We start from the raw sequence: 19,107 nt of genomic DNA, 5'->3' as shown, positions 1-19,107 counted from the left end.
CGTGGAACGGGGCCCTCTCGCGTGCCGGGGGCCAGGGCCCTTCTTTCCGGGCCCTATGGCTGGCGCGTCACCCAGGTGCGGGCGCGCAGTGGCAGACCCGACGCGCCCGACTCGGTACTCCGCACCGCCAGCACCTGGTTGACGCCGATGCGGTTGCGCTCGAAGGCGAGGGCGGAGGCGGCCATGTACAGGCGCCAGACCCGGGCGCGGCCGGGGCCGGCGAGCTGGGCGGCGCGGGGCCAGTGCGCCTCCAGGTTGGCGACCCAGCGGCGCAGGGTGAGCGCGTAGTGCTCCCGGATCGCCTCCACGTCCCGCACCTCGAACCCGGCGCGTTCCAGCTGGGTCACCGTGGTGCCGACCGGGGCGAGTTCGCCGTCCGGGAAGACGTAGGCGTCGATGAACGCGTCCACCTCGTACGCCGTCTCGTCGCGCTGCGGGCGGCGGGCGATCTGGTGGTTGAGCAGCCGCCCGCCCGGCCTGAGCAGGGCGTGCAGGACGGTGGCGTACTCCAGGTAGCGGTCCGCGCCGACGTGTTCGGCCATACCGATGGAGGAGATGGCGTCGAAGGGGCCGTCGTCGACGTCCCGGTAGTCCTGGACGCGGATCTCCACCCGGTCGGTGAGCCCCTCGTCGGCGACGCGCTTGCGGGCGTAGGCCGCCTGCTCCTGGGACAGGGTGATGCCGACGACGCGCACACCGTGCTCGCGGGCCGCGTGGATCGCCATGGAGCCCCAGCCGCAGCCCACGTCGAGCAACCGCTGACCCGCCGTCAGACCCAGCTTGCGGCTGACGAGTTCGAGCTTGTCGTGCTGGGCCTCTTCGAGGGTTCCGTCGGGTTCCGGGGCCCGCCAGTAGGCGCAGGAGTACACCATCGAGGGGCCGAGGACGAGTTCGTAGAAGTCGTTGCCCACGTCGTAGTGGTGGCTGATCGCCCGCTTGTCGCGGCGCCGGGTGTGCCGGCCGCCGCGGCGGCCGCGGACCTCCTCGGGGGGCGGGGCGGGCGGCAGCGGGAGGCCGCCGAGCCGGACCAGGCCGCGGGCGGCGGCCCGCACCTCGGGGTCGCGCAGCGCCTCGGTCAGGGTCCGGGCGTCGTCGTCCCGCTCCCAGACGAGCCCCGAGAGCAGTCCGAGCGCGGCGTACAGATCCCCCTCGATCTCCAGGTCGCCGGCGACCCAGGCGCGGGCGAGACCCAGCTCGCCCGGTTTCCACAGCAGCCGGCGCAGGGCCCGGCGATTGCGGACGACGAGCGTCGGCGCGTTCGGCGGCCCGGCCTGCGAACCGTCCCAGGCGCGGACACGCACCGGCAGCGGTACCCCCAGCAACTGTTCCAGCAGACTCCGCAGCCGCGGCGCGGCATCGGCCATGGCGCACACCTCCGTGACGAGTGATCCGGGAAGTTCCTCATCTGATCCGGGATGTTCCTCATCACGTAAACACCTGTGGGGCGACAATGCAGTCCCCCACGCGCGTTACGTCTGCGCAAACCCTCGCGCACACCCGCCCCTCCCGCCCGCCGCCGCGCCCCGGTGTCCCCCGGATGCAGGGGCCGGGGGACCGGCCGTCCGCGTACGACGAAGGGGGCCGCCCGCACCACGGATGGCGGGTGGCCCCCTTCGGGGTGTCGGGTGACCGGAGGTCAGGAGGCCTTGGCCTTCTCCTCGGTCTTGGCGGTGGCCGGGGCCCCCGCCTTCACGGCCGGAGCCGGAGCCGGCTTGGCGGCCTCGTAGAACTCCTCGCGAGGGTTCTCCATGGCGCCGAGGGAGACGACCTCGCGCTTGAGGAACATGGCGAGCGTCCAGTCGGCGAAGACGCGGATCTTGCGGTTCCAGGTCGGCATGGCCAGACCGTGGTAGCCGCGGTGCATGTACCAGGCGAGACGGCCCTTGAGCTTGATCTTCATCTTGCCCATGACGATCATCGCGACGCCCTTGTGCAGGCCGAGGCCCGCCACCGCGCCCTTGTTGGCGTGGCTGTACTCCTTCTGCGGGAAGCCCCGCATGCCGGAGACCACGTTGTCGCCGAGGACCCTGGCCTGGCGCAGCGCGTGCTGGGCGTTCGGCGGGCACCAGGCGTTCTCCACACCGGCCTTGCGGGCGGCGAGGTCGGGCACCTGGGCGTTGTCGCCGGCGGCCCAGATGTAGTCCGTGCCCTGCACCTGGAGGGTGGGCGCGCAGTCGACGTGGCCGCGCGGGCCGAGCGGGAGGCCGAAGCGGGACAGCACCGGGTTCGGCTTGACGCCGGCCGTCCAGACGATCGTGTTGGAGTCGACCTCGAGGCCGTTCTTCAGCACGACGTGGCCGTCGACGCAGGAGTCCATGGAGGTGGACAGGTAGACCTCGACACCGCGGCCCTCGAGGTGCTCCTTGCCGTACTGGCCGAGCTTCGGGCCGACCTCGGGGAGGATCTTGTCGGCGGCGTCGACGAGGATGAAGCGCATGTCCTCGCGGGACACGTTGGTGTAGTACTTGGCCGCGTCCCGGGCCATGTCCTCGACCTCGCCGATGGTCTCGGCGCCGGCGAAGCCGCCGCCGATGAAGACGAAGGTGAGCGCCTTGCGGCGGATCTCCTCGTCGGTCGTGGAGTCGGCCTTGTCGAGCTGCTCGAGGACGTGGTTGCGCAGGCCGATGGACTCCTCGATGCCCTTCATGCCGATGCCCTGCTCGGCGAGGCCGGGGATCGGGAAGGTGCGGGAGACCGCGCCCATCGCGATGACCAGGTAGTCGAAGGGCAGCTCGTACGCCTCGCCGACCAGCGGGGCGATCGTGGCGACCTTGCGGTCCTGGTCGATGGTGGTGACCCGGCCGGTGAGGACCTCCGCCTTGGGGAGCACGCGTCGCAGCGGGACGACGACGTGACGCGGGGAGATGCTGCCGGCGGCGGCTTCGGGGAGGAAGGGCTGGTAGGTCATGTACGACCGGGGGTCGACGACCGTGACGGTCGCCTCTCCGTAGCGCATCTTCTTGAGGATGCGCCGAGCTGCGTACAGGCCTACGTACCCACCGCCTACTACGAGGATCCTGGGACGCTCCGTGGTGCTCATGGCATCGAGTATCCACCCGTCTCAGGGGGGTCGCTCGTGCGCCCCTTCACAAGCTCCGGCAGTCCCTGTGTTAAACTCCGCGGCCCGCGTGACGCAGGTCATCTCGGCGGAGGGAACTCCCCGCACCTCACGGCCCGTTGTCCATGCCGTGTGAGCTGCCCGTCAGGCCCTTCCGGGGCCCCGGACCGGGCCTCTGCCGCACCCTTCCGGAGCGCCCGCGCCCCGCTGCCCCGAGCGGCCCTCAGGGCCGGTCGATGACCCGAAAGGACCAACGGAGGGCCTTTCGGCCCCTGGCGGTCCCGAAATCCTTGTGAAGAACTTCACGAACTTTTCCGGCGGAGCGTCGCCGAGGGGTGCGCGAGGGCCCCTCGGACGCGCTCATACGTTATACGGCCCTGCTCAGCCGAGGCTACTGATCGGTAGCAAAGGAGACCTAGGCCACCGACCACGCGATGCCGTCGAGGATGTCGTGCTCGCTGACGACGACCTCCTCGGCGCCGATCCGCTCCATGATCGCCAGCAGGACCAGCGCGCCCGCGCCGATCACGTCGACCCGGCCCGGGTGCATGGACGGGATCGCCGCGCGCTCGGCATGGGTGGAGTGCAGCAGCCGCTCGGTGATCTCGCGGACGCGGTCGTGCGAGACGCGGGAGTGGTGAATGGCGGCGGAGTCGTAGGCGGGCAGGTCCTGCGCGATCGCCGACACCGTCGTCACCGACCCGGCCAGGCCCACCAGCGTGCGCGCCTCGCGCAGCGGCACCGTCCGCTCGGCGAGGTCGAGGGCCGCCTCGACGTCCGCCCTTATCGCGGCGATCCGCTCCTCGCTGGGCGGGTCGGCGACGACCCCGTCCCGCAACAGGTGACGCTCCGTCATCCGGACGCAGCCGACGTCGACGGAGCGCGCCGCCCGCACGTGGTCGTCGCCGACGACGAACTCGGTGGAGCCGCCGCCGATGTCCACGACCAGGAAGGGCCTGGCCAGGTCCGCGCGCCCGGTCAGCTCCTTCGTGGCGCCGGTGAAGGAGAACTCCGCCTCCTGCTCACCGGAGATGACCTCGGGCTCGACGCCGAGGATGTCCAGCACCTCGCGCACGAACTCGTCCCGGTTCTCCGCGTCCCGGGAGGCGGAGGTGGCCACGAAGCGCAGCCGCTCGGCGCCGTGCTCCTTGACGACCTCGGCGTACTCGCGGCAGGCCGCGAAGGTCCGCTCGAGCGCCTCGGGGGCGAGCCGCCCGGTGCGGTCGACGCCCTGGCCGAGCCGCACGATGGTCATACGCCGGTCCAGTTCGACGAGTTCGCCGGTCCCGGGGTTCGCGTCGGCGACGAGCAGCCGGATGGAGTTCGTGCCGCAGTCGACGGCTGCGACCCGGGTCACCGGTCCTCCTCCGGCACCGTCACGCAGGCGCCCTTCGCCCACCACTCGGGCAGCATCGCGAGCGCCTCGTCGCCGAGCGGGTTGACGCCCGGCCCGGCGGCCAGCGAGTGGGCGACCAGGACGTGCAGGCACTTGACCCGGTCCGGCATCCCGCCGGCGCTCGGGAAGCCCGTCAGCTCCTCGATCTCGTCCCGGCGCCGGATGTAGTCCTCGTGCGCGGCGCGGTAGGCGGCGGCGAGTTCGGGGTCGGTCCCCAGCCGCTCCGTCATCTCCTTCATCACGCCGTTGGCCTCCAGGGTGCCGATCGCGGAGGCCGCCTTGGGGCACGTCAGGTAGTACAGCGTGGGGAAGGGGGTGCCGTCGGGCAGCCGCGGGGCCGTCTCGACGACGTCCGGCTGCCCGCAGGGGCACCGGTGGGCGATCGCGCGCAGCCCGCGCGGCGGGCGCCCGAGCTGCTGCTTGAAGGCCTCGACGTCCGCGTCGGTGGGCTCGGTGCGCGGGGTCGTGGGCGGTGGCGTTTCCATGCCTTGCTTTCTGTGCGTCGGTCCGTTCACTGGTCGGAGGCGTCGGACTTGTCGACTCCGTCCCAGACGTTCACGTACCAGGGGCGGCGGGCCGCCGCCAGGTCGAAGCGTGACTGCCTGGCCCGGCCCGGGTCGACGACCACGAAACCGGTCTCGCCGGGCAGCACGTAGTGCAGCCGCAGCCGGATCTGCTGCCGGGCGTACGCGTCGTCCTGCCAGCGTGCCTTGAGGTCGCGCAGCTGCTGCACCCGTTCCTGGGCCTGCTGCTTCTGCTGCTGGAGCTCGTCGATCTCGGCGCGCTGGGAGACGTACTGGCGCATCGGGTACGCCAGGGCGACCACCAGCGAGCAGACCACGAGTGCGAGCAGCGCCGCGCGCCCGGTGAGCCGGGAGCGGCGGGCCTGCCGCCGGGTCTGGGAGCGGTAGACGCGGGCCGCGGTCTGCTCGCCGAGCAGCCTGAGCCTGGTCGAGGTGGAGAACCGGTCCCGGTCGGTCACGGCCTCCCACCTCGACTCACTACGCCGGTCACCTCTGCCTCCTGCCGGGGGTCCGGGGCTCGTCCCCCGGGACAGCGCAGTACAGCCATCGTCCCCGCCTCCCGTGGGTCGGCACACACGCGTACGTCCCCGGACACGGTACGGGACCGAGTACGGGGACGTACGTGCGACTGGCCAGGCCTCACCCGGGGTTGGCCCCGGGCCGGGGCGGGGTCAGACCTTGGAGACCTCGACGTTCCCCTTGAAGCGCGGGAACGCGCTGCGGCCGGCGTACACCGCGGCGTCGTCGAGGATCTCCTCGATGCGCAGCAGCTGGTTGTACTTGGCGACGCGCTCGGAGCGGGCCGGGGCGCCGGTCTTGATCTGGCCGCAGTTGGTGGCGACGGCCAGGTCGGCGATGGTGACGTCCTCGGTCTCGCCGGAGCGGTGGGACATCATGCACTTGAAGCCGTTGCGCTGGGCCAGCTCGACCGCGTCGAGGGTCTCGGTCAGCGAGCCGATCTGGTTGACCTTGACCAGCAGCGCGTTGGCGGCGCCCTCGTCGATGCCCCTGGCCAGGCGCTCCGGGTTGGTGACGAACAGGTCGTCGCCGACGAGCTGGACCTTGTCGCCGAGCTGGTCGGTGATGGTCTTCCAGCCCTCCCAGTCGTCCTCGAACAGCGGGTCCTCGATGGAGACCAGCGGGTACGCGGCGACGAGCTCGGCGTAGTAGTCGGTCATCTCGGCGGCCGTGCGGGCCTTGCCCTCGAAGAGGTAGGAGCCGTCCTTGTAGAACTCGGACGCGGCGACGTCGAGCGCCAGGGCGATCTGCTCGCCGGGGGTGTAGCCGGCCTCCTTGATCGCCTCGAGGATGAGGTCCAGGGCCTCGCGGTTGGAGCCGAGGTTCGGGGCGAAGCCGCCCTCGTCGCCGAGGCCGGTGGACAGGCCCTTGCTCTTCAGGACCTTCTTCAGGGTGTGGTAGACCTCGGTGCCCCAGCGCAGGGCCTCGGAGAAGGACTCCGCGCCGATCGGGGCGATCATGAACTCCTGGATGTCCACGTTGGAGTCGGCGTGCGAGCCGCCGTTCAGGATGTTCATCATCGGCACCGGCAGCAGGTGCGCGTTCGGGCCGCCCAGGTAGCGGAAGAGCGGGAGGTCGCTGGCCTCGGAGGCGGCGTGGGCGACGGCGAGGGAGACGCCGAGGATGGCGTTGGCGCCGAGGGAGCCCTTGTTGTCGGTGGCGTCCAGGTCGAACATGGCCTGGTCGATCAGGCGCTGCTCGGTGGCGTCGTAGCCGACCAGCTCCGGGCCGATCTGCTCGATCACGGCGAGGACGGCCTTCTCGACGCCCTTGCCCTGGTAGCGGCTCGGGTCACCGTCGCGGAGCTCGATGGCCTCGAAGGCGCCGGTGGAGGCGCCGGACGGGACGGCGGCACGACCCGTGCTGCCGTCGTCGAGGCCGACCTCGACCTCGACCGTGGGGTTGCCTCGGGAGTCCAGGATTTCCCGGGCTACGACGACGTCGATGGACGGCACGAGCATCTCCTTCGTGGATGTGACGCTGGTTGTGCGGGGCTGGTGTGCCTTGCGCCTAGAGCCTAACCGCCACGGGCCGCCGGCCGACCGACCGACCGTCCCGTGGACAGGCTGACCGTACACATTGTTCACGCGCGGAACAAAGGGGCCGGGGAAACCGGGACCACTTGGAGACACAAAAGCCCCGCCCCGGTGCGTACGGGGGAACACGCACCGGGGCGGGGAGCCCGTGAGGGCGGGAAGCGGCCCCTCGCGTGACCCCCAGGGGGGCCGGGGTCACGCGCGGGAGGGGCCGGTGGTCCGGCTACCGGGCCGCTGTCACTTCAGGTGCAGCTGCTGGCCCGGGTAGATCAGGTTGGCGTCCTGGACGATGTCCTTGTTCAGCTCGAACAGCTTCTTCCAGCCGCCCTGCACCTTGTGCTTCTGCGCGATGGTGCTGAGGGTGTCGCCGGCGACCACCTTGTACTCGCCGTCACCCTTCTTGACCTTCTTGCCGGTCGGGGTGGTGACGGTCTTCTTGGCGGCCGGACGCGTCGCGGAGCGGTTGGCGGCCTGCTTCTCGGTGGAGCGGGTGGTGGTGCTCTTCGTCGAGGTGCCGGTGCCACCGCTGTACGGGGTGCTGGACAGGTTCTTGCCGCAGACCGGCCAGGCACCCTTGCCCTGGCTCGCGAGAACCTTCTCGGCGACGGCGATCTGCTGCGACTTGCTCGCCAGGTCGGCGCGGGAGGCGTAGGCGGTGCCACCGAAGGCGGCCCAGGTGGAGTTGGTGAACTGCAGACCGCCGTAGAAGCCGTTGCCCGTGTTGATGGACCAGTTGCCACCGGACTCGCACTGGGCGACCGCGTCCCACTCGGAGGCGGTGGCGGCGGAGGCCGTGCCGGTCGCCATCAGCGGGGCGGCGACTGCGGCGCCGGTGACACCGGCGAGGGCGATGGCGCGGGTGGCCTTGGACGGACGACGGTGCTTGCCCTTGCTCGAAAACAGCATGGTGGATCCCCTCACCGACGCCTGCGAGGTGAGCTGTCGGGTTCGGGCCGGTTGAGTTGCCCGGCCGTGCCCCTCGCGGCGCACGGCTTCACCCCTAGCCGGTCCGGCTCAACCGCCGGATACGGCACTTACCTTGGGTCCCCCGCTCCTGCCTACGGCGCATGACGCGACGACTGGTCCCGGGCAGCCGCTGGCAGGATTCGGCGTTGCGACAGCCGGGGCTCGTGGTGACGAGCGGACACGACCGTAGACACGCGATCCGGGGAATTTCAAAGACGATCAGGGCTTCTGAGACCCATCCCACACTTTCACCTAATCGGACATTAGGTGCTAAATGCGCCCCGAATTCCCCCTACTTTTGGGTGGTTTCGGTAGGGAGATCAAGGGTCTGACCGGCGAAAATGTGATTCGGGTCGGCACCGATCGCATCCTTGTTCGCCGCATAGAGCGAACGCCATCCGCCGTCGAGGTCAAGGGAGTCGGCGATGGACGCGAGCGAGTCCCCGGCGCGAACGGTGTACGAGTCGTCCACCGTGGCGCGCGCGTCGGCGTCGCCGCGCGAGGCGTGCCGGCCGGAGGAGGTGTCGACCCGGATGTCGGCCGGGCCCTCCGCCGCGCTGCCGCCGCGGTGCCGACCACCGATGGAGCCGGTGTCCACCAGCGCGGAAGAACCGCCGACTTGGGCGTAGTTGTCCGAGTCGTCCACCTCGGGAGACATCGAGGGAGAGCTGCCGGAGTCATGCGATGCACCGGCATCGGCGGATGTGTCGGACTTACCCGATTCACCCTTCTTGCCGGATGGCGTGGGCGACGAGGGCGAAGTCGATGGCGTCGCGCTGGAATCGTCCGAGGAACCGGACGAACCGTACCTGCCGTGCGAAGAGTCGGACGAACCGGACGAGTGGGATATACCCGGCGCCGCGTTGGACAGTCCCGAGTCGGTCGAACCGGACGAACCGGAGGAGTCCGGCGAGCCGGACGAATCGCCCCCCAGGCCGGTGTCGACGTTCGCCGCGCCGGAGTCCTTGGTGAGGCCGGACAGCAGACCGCAGGTGGGCCAGGCGCCGGGACCCCGGTCGGCGAGTATCTTCTCGGCGACGGATATCTGCTGGGACCGGCTGGCCTGGTCCGCGCTCGGGGCGAAGGAGACGCCGCCGTACTTCTCCCAGTCGTCCTGGGTCAACTGCAATCCGCCGTAGTAGCCGTTGCCGTTGTCGGCGCTCCAGGAGCCGCCGCTCTCGCACTCCGCCACCTTGTCCCACGTGGTGCCGTCGGCCGCGCTCGCGCCGGAGGCGCCGAGCAGCGGAAGGGCGATGGCGGATCCGGTCACACCGGCCGCGACGAGGATGGCCGGGGCCTGGCGGGGGCGACGGTGACGGCCGTTCCCGGGGAGCATGCGGAAGCCTTTCGCGTGACAGCGGTGACCGGCGCGGCGGGAAACGCTCTCCGCCACGCTGATGCGTGAACGTAGCGGGTACCGATCACTTGTCACAAGTTCATGCCGCGCAGATCACGTGAAGATCACATAGTTGAGAGTGCGTCACTTTTCCTTCACCGGCGCACCGGCCGGGGGACGACACCTGCCGTACTCAGGCAAGGGGCGTGAACCGGACGGGCAGCGTGCGCAGGCCGCGCATGATGAGCCCGCCGCGCCAGCGCAAGTCCGCCGGGTCCGCGTCGAGTCGGAGGTCCGGCAGCCGGGTCAGGAGGGTGGCGAGCGCGGTCTGGCCCTCCAGCCGGGCGAGCGGGGCGCCGAGGCAGTAGTGGATGCCGTGCCCGTAGCCGAGGTGCTGGTTGTCGCGCCGGCCGAGGTCGAGCACGTCCGGGTCGGCGAACCGCCCGGGGTCCCGGTCGGCGGCGGCGAGGACGACGAGGACCGGGTCGCCGGGCGCGATGTCCTGCCCGCCGATGGTGAGCGGCCGGGTGGCGAACCGCCAGGTGGCCAGTTCCACGGGGCCGTCGTAGCGCAGGAGTTCCTCGACCCCGGTCTCCAGCAGGCCGCGTTCCCCGGCCGCCAGCGAGTCCTGCAGCCGGCGCCGCTGCCCGGGGTGGGTGAGCAGGGCGTAGGTGCCGTTGCCGATGAGGTTGACGGTCGTCTCGAAGCCCGCGAAGAGGAGGATGAAGGCCATCGCGGCGGCCTCGTTCTCGGTGAGGTGCTCGCCGTGGTCGGAGGCGCGGATGAGACCGGAGATGAGGTCCTCGCCCGGTCCGGGCTCGGCCGGGAGCGCCTGCCGCTTGCGGTGGATGAGGTCGGCGAGATAGCCGCGCATCCGCTTCACCGCCCGGGCGACCCCGCCCCGCGGGCCTCCCCCGTGCCGGATCATCATGCCCGCCCAGTCCCGGAAGTCGTCCTGGTCCTCGCGCGGGACGCCGAGCAGGTCGCAGATGGCGTAGATGGGAAGCGGGAAGGCGAACTCGTGGATGAGGTCGGCCGTGCCGCGCTCGGCGAACCGGTCGATGAGGTCGTCGGCCAGCTCCTGCACGCGCGGCGCGAACTCGGCGACGCGGCGGGGCGTGAACGCCTTGCTGACCAGCCGGCGCAGCCGGGTGTGGTCCGGCGGGTCGATGTTGAGCAGATGGGTCATCAGCTCGGCCTTGCGCTCGCCGGGGATGCCGGTCTTGCCCTTGGCGTGCGCGGGCTCGTCGTGGTGCGCCGGGTTCTTGCTCAGCCGCTGGTCGGCCAGGGCCTGCTTGGCGTCGGCGTACCGGGTGACCAGCCAGGCCTCGACCCCGCTGGGCAGCCGGGTGCGGTGCACCGGGGCATGCTCGCGCAGCCAGGCGTACGCCGGGTAGGGGTCACTCGCGAACTCCCAGGTGAAGAGCTCGGGGGCGGGGCTGTCGGGTCCGGGGTGGTCCGGCGGGGGCTGGGCGGTCACTCCTCGACGTTATCCGGCCGTGCGGCGGCCGCTCGCTCCGTCTCCCTGATGGCGTCCCGGTAGGCGCGGGCCGCCGCGCGCAGCGCCGCCTCCGGGTCGACGCCCCCGGCCTCGGCGCGGGCGGCCATCGCCAGCAGTTCGTAGCCGACGCCCTCCGCCTTCGGCAGCGGCACGTCCAGGCCCGCCGTGCGCACCCGGGACGCCAGCTTCGCGGCCAGGGCGAGGCCGGGCTGGCCGAGCGGGACGCCCTCGGTGACGGAGGTCCGGCGCTTCTCCTCGGCCTTGGTGCGCAGCCAGTGCTCCTTGACCTCCTCGGGGGTCGCGGCCGTCTCCTCCCCGAAGACGTGCGGGTGGCGGTGGATCAGCTTGGCGACGATGCCGCCGGCGACGTCGTCGATGGAGAACGGCGCCTCGGGGTCCTCCTCGGCGATCCGGGCGTGGAAGACGACCTGGAGCAGGACGTCCCCGAGCTCCTCGCGCAGCTCGGCGCGGTCGCCGTCCTCGATCGCCTCGACCAGCTCGTACGCCTCCTCGATCCCGTACTTCGCCAGGCCCTGGTGGGTCTGGCGGGAGGACCAGGGGCACTCGGCGCGGATACGGTCCATGACCTGGACCAGGTCGAGCAGCCGGGCGCCCGGCAGGTCGTAGGAGGCGGGCAGCAGCTCCAGCTCCGGCATGGCGACCCGGCCGGAGCCCGCGAGACGGGCGAGTCCGTCGGTCAGGGCCGGTTCGCCCTCGCCGGTCGCCACCACCACGACCGTGCGGCCCCCGGCACAGGCCGCGACCAGCTCCTCGGCGGTCGGCGCCGCCTCGTCCACGGCCACGCCCGCCTCGCGCAGATAGGGCAGCTGCGGGTGCGCGCCGTCCGCGCACAGCACCCGGTCGGCCACGCGCAGCGCCTGCCAGGCGGGCCAGGACAGCAGGCCCGGCGCGACCCGGTGGCTGGTCGTGAGCAGAACGACGCGGCCGGGGGCGGCGGCCGGCGCGTCCGGAGCGGCGTCGATGCTGGTGGTGTTCACGCTCCGAACGTAACGCACGGGACCGACAGCCCCGCGGGCCGTCCACAGACGTCCGCCGGGCCCCCGCGGGGGCTCGCCAGGGGCCCGGCGGACGCCGCCGTCGGACCGTGCGTGTCAGGCGTCCGTGTCAGGCCCGCGTATCGGGCGTGCGCGTCAGGCCGTCTGCTGCGCGGTCTGCGTGGAGACGTCGCGCAGCCACGGGCTCTTCGTCTCGACGCGAGTGCTCTTCTGGACGTCCCAGCTGCCGTAGCGCGGGTTGAGGTCGACGCGCAGCGACCGGGAGGCGTCGGACAGGGCCTTCCAGAACGCCGGCTGGCTGGTGTCGGCGTGCAGCTTGGTCGCCAGCTTCTGGGCCTCCAGCTGGAGGCGGAGGTTCTCGTCCAGGCGCTTCGGCGGCACCCCGTACTGCTGGAGCCAGGCCGTCTGCAGTCCCTTGCGGCCGCCCGCCTGCCGCTCGAGGCCGGTGCGCATCTGCTGGATCTCCCGGCGGCTGACGGAGACGCCCGCGTCCCGGGCGGCCCGGTCGAGGACCCGGTTGAGGACCAGCTGGTGCAGGGTGTCCCGGGCGAGCGTGCCGGTCCGGGCGACCACCCGCTCGTACTGCGCCGCGTCGGGCACGGCGGCGCGCTGCGCCTGCCGTACCTCGTCCACCCTGCTCTGCAGCTGCGCGACGGTGATCCGCTGCCCGCCGACCACGGCGGCGGCGCCGGGATGGGCGTCGTTCCCGCAGGCGGTGAGGGCGGGGGCCGCAGCGGCGATCACGGCGGACAGGACGAGCGCGGTGCGACGGCGGCGGTGCAAGGAAGCCTCCCGAGGAGAGATTGTGCGACGGTGCACAAAGTCTTGCGATGATCGATGGTAGGCAGCGGCCGGGCTCCGGCCAACCCATTGGACCAACGATTCACCACGAGTTCGGGCACCGCCTCGCCGCCCGGGCCCTCGGCTCGGCTCGCCCACCGCCGCGCCCCGGTAGCTCAGCCCCGTTCGCGCACCGCCGCACCGCCCCGCGCCGCTCAGCTCCGGCCGCGCACCGCCGCGCCCCCGTACCGCCCCCGCCGCTCAGCTCCGGCCGCACACCGCCGCGCCCCCGCACCGCCCCCCGCCGCTCAGCTCCGGCCGCGCACCGCCGCGCCCCCCGTACCGTCCCGCGCCGCTCAGCTCCGGCCGCGCACCGCCCGCTCGACGGCCGCGGCCACGTCGGCGCGCACCCCGTCGCCCGCGGCGACCGTGGTCACGTTCCCGCCGGAGCGGCCACCGCCGCCGACCAGCACGAAGCCGACCTTCGCGTACCGCGGTGCGGTCTGGGCCGCCGCCGTGGTCTCGGGCCGGCCGACGGCCAGGACGACGTCGCAGGAGCGCTGCAGCATCCCGTTGAGGAAGGGCCGCGCGTTGCCGACGCTCTGCTCGCCGCTCACCTGGGAGTAGCTGACCCGGGCGTGGGTGGCGAGGGAGGCGTCCTGCATGCCCTGCCAGGCGCGGGCGGCGGTGGTGCCGGTGATGCCGTCCTTGCCGGTGAGCAGGCAGGCGTCGGTCTCGGTGTAGTGCCGGGCGCGGGTCTCGGGGATCGGCGGCCGGTCGTCGTGCCCGAGCAGCAGCACGCCCGCCACGACCAGCGCGGCGACGACGGCCACCGCGCCCGCCGCGAGCGCGATGGTGCGCCCGCGCAGCGAGCGCAGCCGGCTGACGGCGGCCCGCCCCACCCCGGCGAGCCGCCCGCCCGCCGGGGTCCGCGCGTCCGTCGCCGGGCGCGCCCGCGTCACCTGTCTGACCTGTTTGGCCACGAGAACCGCCCGCTCCTGTCCCAGCTCTTCTCTCGGATTCCGCGTCAGCCGGTGATGGCGACGGGCGCGTCCCACGCGTCGCGGTCGACGGTGAGGGTGATGCCGCCGTGCGACTCCTTGCTGTTCACCATGTACTGGTGGCCCCGGCTGTGGTTGGTGAACTGGGTGGAGCCCCAGGGCCAGTCGGTGGTGGTGGTGTTCTGCTTGTCCCACAGGGCGTACCAGAGGTTGCCCGGCAGGTCGGTCTTGTCCGTCGCGGTGGCGATGGCCTTGGCGCTGGAGCTGGTGAAGCCGTAGAAGCCGGTGCGGTAGGTCTTGGCGCGCAGGGCCTTGTCGAAGGAGCGCACGTAGGTGAGCACGGCGTCGTTGCACGACTTGTTGGTGATGTCGTACGGCTCCATGTCGAGGTAGACCGGGCTGCCGGCCTTCATGCCGAGCGCCGAGGCCTTGGCGACCGCGTCGGCCCCGTCGCTCGCGCCGAGGGAGGCGGCGGTGGAGGCGGTGAGCTTCTCCGGGTTGGAGCTGGTCTGGCACGGCGGCTGGGCACCGACGTAGATCGGGATGAGCTTCCAGCCGATGGAGCTGACCGACTTCACCCAGGAGGCGGTGAGGTTGGGCTGGTTGCAGCCGCGGTTCTTGCCGCCGACGTAGACGGCGGCGGCGCCGTAGAACCCGGTGTGCCAGGCCTTCATGGTGGACAGCGAGGGCGCGGTGCAGGTGTCGAAGGCACGGCCGGTGTACGTCTTCTGGGCCGGCCAGGTGGTGGCGGCCATCGAGGTCTGCGCCGCGATCCCGGCTCCCGCGACGACGGCGGCCCCGGCCGCCGCCCACGTGACGTACCTGCGCTTCCTGGACTGCCGGTGCTCGGCCATGCCCACCCCTTTTTATCTGTGCGTGCGCGCGCGTTCGTCCGCGCGCATGCGTGTGGAGCGGCGTACGACGACGGTCGGGCATCGTGCGTCCGCTGAAAAACGTCGCTTGGTCCCCTGAAACGGCTTACGGCGCGCGTGAGTCCGTCTGCCGGCACTCTCCCCGGCGCCCGTAGCGGATCGCAAAGTAACCGATGGTGCCCCAGCGCACGGGAAACGGAGCCCCTTGTTCAGCACATGATTCCCTCAAGCAACGGCAAAAACTTCCGTCTCACTAGTGGCGGACGTGCGCCGCGCACGTCAACTCGCCGTTCTTGACCTGTTGTTGAGCAACCCCATACCCGTACGTGTAATATGCACGCGCTGGACGCCGTAGGGTCCGATGGCCGCTCCCCTGCCTCAAGCAGCCGCTCGTCCGGCTCAGTTGCTCTCCCCAGAAGGACTCAGATGCACATCCCGTCCCGCACCGCCCGCGCCGCCCGTGTCCTCGCCGTGGCCGCGCTGCCCCTGGCCCTGGCGGCCTGCGGATCCCAGCAGGCCACGTCCGCCAAGGGGTCGGCGTCCTCCTCCCCCGCCAAGGACCCGAACGCGGGCCTGCTGACCGGCGCGCAGATGAAGAAGGCGCTCGCTCCGGCGTCCTTCTTCCCCGCCGGCTTCGCGGTGGACCCGAGCGGGGCCAGGGACTCCGGCGACACCTACACGGCGCCGTCGACGGCCCCCGCGGCCAAGCCGGACTGCGCGAAGCTGGGCGGCACCGCCTGGATCGCGGTCACCGGGATCTCCGGTGTGTCCTTCGCGCAGAACGACTACGTCAGCAAGAACACCTCCGAGGACATCGCCCAGGAGATCGACGCCTACCGCGGCACGACGGCCTCGGACGTCGTGAAGGCCGTGCAGAAGACGGCCGCGGCCTGCGACGGCTTCGCCGACTCCCAGACCCACTCGAAGGTGAAGGTGGCCGGCGCCGCCACGCCCGGCCTGGGCGACGAGGCCTACACGGTCACCCTGACCGACACCGCCTGGCAGAACGGCACCACGCTGATCGCCGCCCGCGTCGGCACCAACGTCGTCAGCGTGATGTCGACGGACGGCCACGACAACGGGGCGGCGACGGCGAAGAAGCTGACGCAGCAGATCGTCGCGTCCCTGAAGAAGACGGCCTGACAGGGGTCTGTGCGGGCCGCCCGGTGACCTAGTCTTACCCTCTGCACTGCCTTGGGGGGTAAGCATGGAAAAGCGTCTGGAGGCCGGCTGGTTCCAGCGGATCGCCTGGTCGATCCTGGCGTGGGGCTCGCTGGGCCTGCTGATCTGGGTCCCGTTCCTGGTCGTGGCGGTCCGCCGCGGCCGCGGCTCGGACTGGGGAGCGTTCGCGGCCTTCCTCTTCTACGAGTGCGTGACGCTCCCGTGGGCGTCCATCACGTCCGGCGGCGACGGCGACCCGGTCCTGGGCGCCGTCGCCCTCCTGTGCCTGCTGGTGGCCACGGCCATGCTGCTCTTCGCCGTCTTCGACCCCCGCTCGCCCCAGGGCGCCCAGGGGCAGCGGCCGATGTACGGAACCCCGCCGGCGCCCCCGCAGGGACAGTCGTACGGATATCCGTACGGACGGTAGGCCTGTCCGGGGGGGGCGAAGCCACGGCGGGGCGAAGGCACGGCGGGCGACTGACGGGCACGGCTGACGGTGCGACAGGAACACGACCGTCGCTTGACCGTTCACCTACCGTCCGGACATCCGCCGTTCATCCGATCTCCTTATCGTCCCCCCGTCTTGATCGGCGGTCCGGCTCGTGCCGGCGTCGATTCCTCTCATGTACGGAGTCCCATGGCCCTGAACGTCCGCCGCAACCGCCAATTGCACGAGACGGCAGCCCCGTTGCTCGTCGAGGGCGAACGGGTGCTGCTGACCACCCTGGCCGGTGTCGGCTCGGTCTCCGTCCGCAAGCGGGCGCTCACGGCCGCCGTGGTCGGCGCCCTCAGCGCGGGCATGGTGATCGCCACGGTCACGCCTCGCCCGATGTACATCGTCCTGACCGACCGGCGCGTGCTGTTCTTCGACGGCAACCGCGGTGGCAAGCCGGGCAAGCTGATGGTCGACCTCCCCCACGAGTACGTCACCGCGGGCGGCTCCAAGAAGGCCCTCCTGGGCCTGCAGTTCGTCACCCACCTGTCGGTGGCGGGCCAGGAGCAGGGGCTGAAGGTCACGTTCCCGGTCCAGCACCGCGGGGACGGCCCGCGGTTCGTGTCGGGTCTGCCGGTGACCCGCTGACGCCCGGCCGTACCGGGGAATCCGCCGTCCCCGGTACGGTCCGCGGTCAGATTCGCGCAGCCGGCGTCGCGTCCAGGAAGACGGGGTTGGTCAGGGCGGCCATCGGACCGAACATCAGCGCCTGCCCCATGGTGTTGCCCTGCCCCGGGCTGCCGTCCGCCATCGGGTGGCGCACCTCGGCCCGTACGTACGCTGCGAGCGAGGCGGTCGTCCGCCACACCACCGTGCCGGACCCGGAGGCGCCCACCGACTCCTGGTGCATCTGGCCCTCGTCGGTGATGAACCGGACCGTGCCGTTGGGCACGCCCTGGACGTCGAGGCGGACATCCACCGGCGCATCGGCGGGAACGCTCAGCTTCTCGCCGATCCCCGCCTGGCTGCCGTGACCGCTGGCGGTGAAGGTCAGCTTGACGGAGGACGACTCCGCGATCCAGCTGCGGCCCGCGCGGATGCCCTCCATGAGGGAGTCGGTGGCCAGGTCGTCCGCGTGGACGACGTTGTGCGGCAGGCCGATGACCTGCGGATCGCTGTGCGCGTCGCTGTTGCCCATGGCCGGGAGCCAGCGCTTGCCGGTGCGGACGGCCTCGCCGAGCTTCTGGTCCCAGGTGCTCACCGCGTGCTCGTCGTCGTAGGTCCACGGTCCGGTCCACACCTCGGTGGCGTCGGCGTCCTCGAAGCCGAACTTCCACTGGCAGGCGACGTACGCGCAGTACATGTGGGCGGGGACCACGAGGCCACCACCGCGGCGCACCTGCCGCGAGAAGCGGCCGAACGCGTCGTCGCGCGAACGGTAGCGCCAGTCGATCCACTCTCCCGCCGGAAGGCCGAGGGCCAGCCAGTGCCCGTTGCGGGTGGTGACCTCCTCACCGGGGATGATCAGCAGGTCCGGCCCGGCGTGCTCGCCCCACACCGCGTGCGAGGCGGGCGTGTTGTGGTCGGTGGAGACCATGAAGTCCAGCCCGGCGGCGCGCGCGCCGGCCGCGACCTCGCTCGGCAGGCGCTTGCCGTCGGAGTACACCGTGTGCAGATGGCAGTCGCCGCGGTACCAGTCACGGCCGCGGCCCCTGGCCCGCTGCGGCGGGTACTTCTTGACGTAGTCGGGCCCGGGTTCGCCGTAGGTCAGCGTCACCTCGACCCGGTAGTTCATGCCCTGCGGCGCCACCTGGTAGGGGCCGAGCACGATGTTCCAGGTGCCGGCGTTGACCGGGCCGGGCAGGTATCCCGGCGTGGCGTCACTGTTGCTGATCTCGAACGACGTACGGAAACCACCGGACCAGCCACGGAAACCGCGTCCGCCGAGCGCGGTGCCCCGCTCGTCGAACACACCGATGTCGCAGGCGTTGCCCGGCGTGCCGGCGGGCACGGCCGGCTTGTCGTAGGAATACGAGACCGCGATCTTCTGCACGCCCTCGGGAACCTCGACAGGGAGGTAGACGAAATCCGCGGCCCCGGTCTCCAGGGACCCGGTGATGGTGCGGGTCGCGCTGCCACTCGCCGGGCTCGTGCCGCCGGACGAGCCGTCGGCCGCCCGCGCGAACGAGACCGGGGCCAGGGTGAGGGCGGCGGCGCCGGCCATCCCCGCGGTGATCAGTCGCCGCCGCCCCGGTCCGGCGGCCGAGTCGCCGGCACCCACGGCGTCGGCCGGGAGGGGATCCGCGTTGTGCTCGCAATGTCCGTCAAGGCACATGTCGTCCTCAGTAAAGTCGTCTTGATAGGTGCACGATGAACGCACCAAGGGCCCTCAGACTCTGATCCGGCTTCGTGGACGGAGGATGATCCCGGAATGAAGGCTTCACGGCATGCCTGCATCGACCTGCCTCGACGTGGTCACACACTCATGCCGTAGCCCAGTTCCTCGGCCCCGATGTGCCAGAAGGAGTTCTCGTCGGCAACGGCTGCGGTATCAAGCACCCTGAATCGTTCCAGCAACGCTTCAGTGAGCGCGTCGGCGGCCTGCTCGGCCAGATCCACGGCCTCGTCGTCATCCAGACCGTCGCCGGGCCCCCCGTACGCGGCGGCCTCAGCAGCGGCTTCCTCATAAGCGCGGCTGAAGGCGACGAACGCCTCGACACTGGAGTTCACAAGTTGGGGGATACCGTCCTCCGGCACACACCACAGCGAGCCCTCGCCACGCCGTAGGACGAGCGTGCTCAGCCCTGGGTCGACGGCGACCAGGGCATACCTCACACCGTCGTACGTGCGTTCCGCGAGAGGGGGACCCTGCCACACCCCGGGGTATGGGCAACGAGCACATCCAGCCAAGAGTGAGGCGACTTCAGCGTCGTTCATGCCGAGAACATAGCCCGCCCCGCCGATGCTTCACCAAGCCGGTGAACCTACGCGGTTACAGCACTAGACAGC

18 protein-coding genes and 1 riboswitch are annotated in these 19,107 nt (G+C 71.6%); of the genes, 3 read left to right on the top strand and 15 right to left on the bottom strand.

Annotated elements, in window-relative coordinates; translation table 11 throughout:
* Positions 1-53 precede the first annotated feature (53 nt).
* The 13 genes from ACIQ9G_RS25480 to ACIQ9G_RS25420 form a co-directional block, all read right to left on the bottom strand.
* On the bottom strand, positions 54-1,364 hold the full coding sequence (locus tag ACIQ9G_RS25480) for a class I SAM-dependent methyltransferase (RefSeq protein WP_403613612.1): 1,311 nt from the start codon (positions 1,362-1,364) through the stop codon (positions 54-56).
* A 272-nt stretch (positions 1,365-1,636) separates the two neighbouring features.
* Complete coding sequence (locus ACIQ9G_RS25475) at positions 1,637-3,040, bottom strand: NAD(P)/FAD-dependent oxidoreductase (protein ID WP_403613610.1); 1,404 nt, start codon at positions 3,038-3,040, stop codon at positions 1,637-1,639.
* Between the two features lie 433 nt (positions 3,041-3,473).
* A complete protein-coding gene (locus ACIQ9G_RS25470) occupies positions 3,474-4,415 on the bottom strand; it encodes an exopolyphosphatase (RefSeq protein ID WP_403613608.1) in 942 nt (313 codons plus the stop codon).
* Positions 4,412-4,939 carry a DUF501 domain-containing protein gene (locus ACIQ9G_RS25465; protein ID WP_356188646.1) on the bottom strand — a complete coding sequence of 176 codons (528 nt, stop codon included), beginning with the start codon at positions 4,937-4,939 and terminating at the stop codon, positions 4,412-4,414. Before ACIQ9G_RS25465 ends, ACIQ9G_RS25470 begins: the two co-directional genes overlap by 4 nt.
* Before the next feature lie 26 nt (positions 4,940-4,965).
* Positions 4,966-5,436 (bottom strand): septum formation initiator family protein, encoded by a 471-nt coding sequence (locus tag ACIQ9G_RS25460; RefSeq protein ID WP_403613605.1) that lies wholly within the window; start codon positions 5,434-5,436, stop codon positions 4,966-4,968.
* A gap of 213 nt (positions 5,437-5,649) precedes the next feature.
* Complete coding sequence (gene eno, locus ACIQ9G_RS25455; RefSeq protein ID WP_403613603.1) at positions 5,650-6,951, bottom strand: phosphopyruvate hydratase; 1,302 nt, start codon at positions 6,949-6,951, stop codon at positions 5,650-5,652.
* A gap of 318 nt (positions 6,952-7,269) precedes the next feature.
* Entirely contained in the window at positions 7,270-7,938 is a 669-nt protein-coding gene (locus ACIQ9G_RS25450) for a transglycosylase family protein (protein WP_403613600.1), read from the bottom strand.
* 3 nt (positions 7,939-7,941) lie between these two features.
* A riboswitch (cyclic di-AMP (ydaO/yuaA leader) is annotated at positions 7,942-8,108 on the bottom strand.
* A gap of 182 nt (positions 8,109-8,290) precedes the next feature.
* Complete coding sequence (locus tag ACIQ9G_RS25445) at positions 8,291-9,334, bottom strand: transglycosylase family protein (protein ID WP_403613814.1); 1,044 nt, start codon at positions 9,332-9,334, stop codon at positions 8,291-8,293.
* A 193-nt stretch (positions 9,335-9,527) separates the two neighbouring features.
* Positions 9,528-10,814 carry a cytochrome P450 gene (locus tag ACIQ9G_RS25440; RefSeq protein WP_403613598.1) on the bottom strand — a complete coding sequence of 429 codons (1,287 nt, stop codon included), beginning with the start codon at positions 10,812-10,814 and terminating at the stop codon, positions 9,528-9,530.
* Complete coding sequence (locus ACIQ9G_RS25435) at positions 10,811-11,833, bottom strand: nucleoside triphosphate pyrophosphohydrolase (protein ID WP_403613596.1); 1,023 nt, start codon at positions 11,831-11,833, stop codon at positions 10,811-10,813. Before ACIQ9G_RS25435 ends, ACIQ9G_RS25440 begins: the two co-directional genes overlap by 4 nt.
* 153 nt (positions 11,834-11,986) lie before the next feature.
* Positions 11,987-12,634, bottom strand: coding sequence for a SurA N-terminal domain-containing protein (locus ACIQ9G_RS25430; RefSeq protein WP_403613593.1), 648 nt, complete (start codon positions 12,632-12,634; stop codon positions 11,987-11,989).
* Between the two features lie 353 nt (positions 12,635-12,987).
* A complete protein-coding gene (locus ACIQ9G_RS25425) occupies positions 12,988-13,614 on the bottom strand; it encodes a hypothetical protein (RefSeq protein WP_403613590.1) in 627 nt (208 codons plus the stop codon).
* 44 nt (positions 13,615-13,658) lie between these two features.
* The gene (locus ACIQ9G_RS25420) at positions 13,659-14,486 is read right to left on the bottom strand and encodes a glycoside hydrolase domain-containing protein (RefSeq protein WP_403613587.1); all 828 of its coding nucleotides are present in this window, start codon (positions 14,484-14,486) and stop codon (positions 13,659-13,661) included.
* 444 nt (positions 14,487-14,930) lie between these two features.
* Between ACIQ9G_RS25420 and ACIQ9G_RS25415 the strand changes: the two genes are divergently transcribed.
* From ACIQ9G_RS25415 to ACIQ9G_RS25405, 3 genes are all read left to right on the top strand, one after another.
* Complete coding sequence (locus tag ACIQ9G_RS25415; protein WP_403613584.1) at positions 14,931-15,647, top strand: hypothetical protein; 717 nt, start codon at positions 14,931-14,933, stop codon at positions 15,645-15,647.
* 64 nt (positions 15,648-15,711) lie between these two features.
* Positions 15,712-16,092 carry a hypothetical protein gene (locus tag ACIQ9G_RS25410; protein ID WP_403613581.1) on the top strand — a complete coding sequence of 127 codons (381 nt, stop codon included), beginning with the start codon at positions 15,712-15,714 and terminating at the stop codon, positions 16,090-16,092.
* A 210-nt stretch (positions 16,093-16,302) separates the two neighbouring features.
* On the top strand, positions 16,303-16,746 hold the full coding sequence (locus tag ACIQ9G_RS25405; RefSeq protein ID WP_403613578.1) for a hypothetical protein: 444 nt from the start codon (positions 16,303-16,305) through the stop codon (positions 16,744-16,746).
* A 46-nt stretch (positions 16,747-16,792) separates the two neighbouring features.
* Here ACIQ9G_RS25405 and ACIQ9G_RS25400 read toward each other — a convergent pair whose 3' ends face one another.
* Both ACIQ9G_RS25400 and ACIQ9G_RS25395 read right to left on the bottom strand, forming a co-directional pair.
* Positions 16,793-18,322, bottom strand: coding sequence for a CehA/McbA family metallohydrolase (locus tag ACIQ9G_RS25400; protein WP_403613575.1), 1,530 nt, complete (start codon positions 18,320-18,322; stop codon positions 16,793-16,795).
* 251 nt (positions 18,323-18,573) lie between these two features.
* A complete protein-coding gene (locus ACIQ9G_RS25395) occupies positions 18,574-19,035 on the bottom strand; it encodes an SUKH-4 family immunity protein (RefSeq protein ID WP_403613572.1) in 462 nt (153 codons plus the stop codon).
* Positions 19,036-19,107 lie beyond the last annotated feature (72 nt).

Origin of the sequence: Streptomyces sp. NPDC096152 (assembly GCF_044763235.1) — a bacterium.
In the GTDB taxonomy this organism is placed as follows: domain Bacteria; phylum Actinomycetota; class Actinomycetes; order Streptomycetales; family Streptomycetaceae; genus Streptomyces.
The sequence above is the reverse complement of the archived record's forward strand: the minus strand, read 5'-3'. Positions and strand labels throughout refer to the sequence as shown.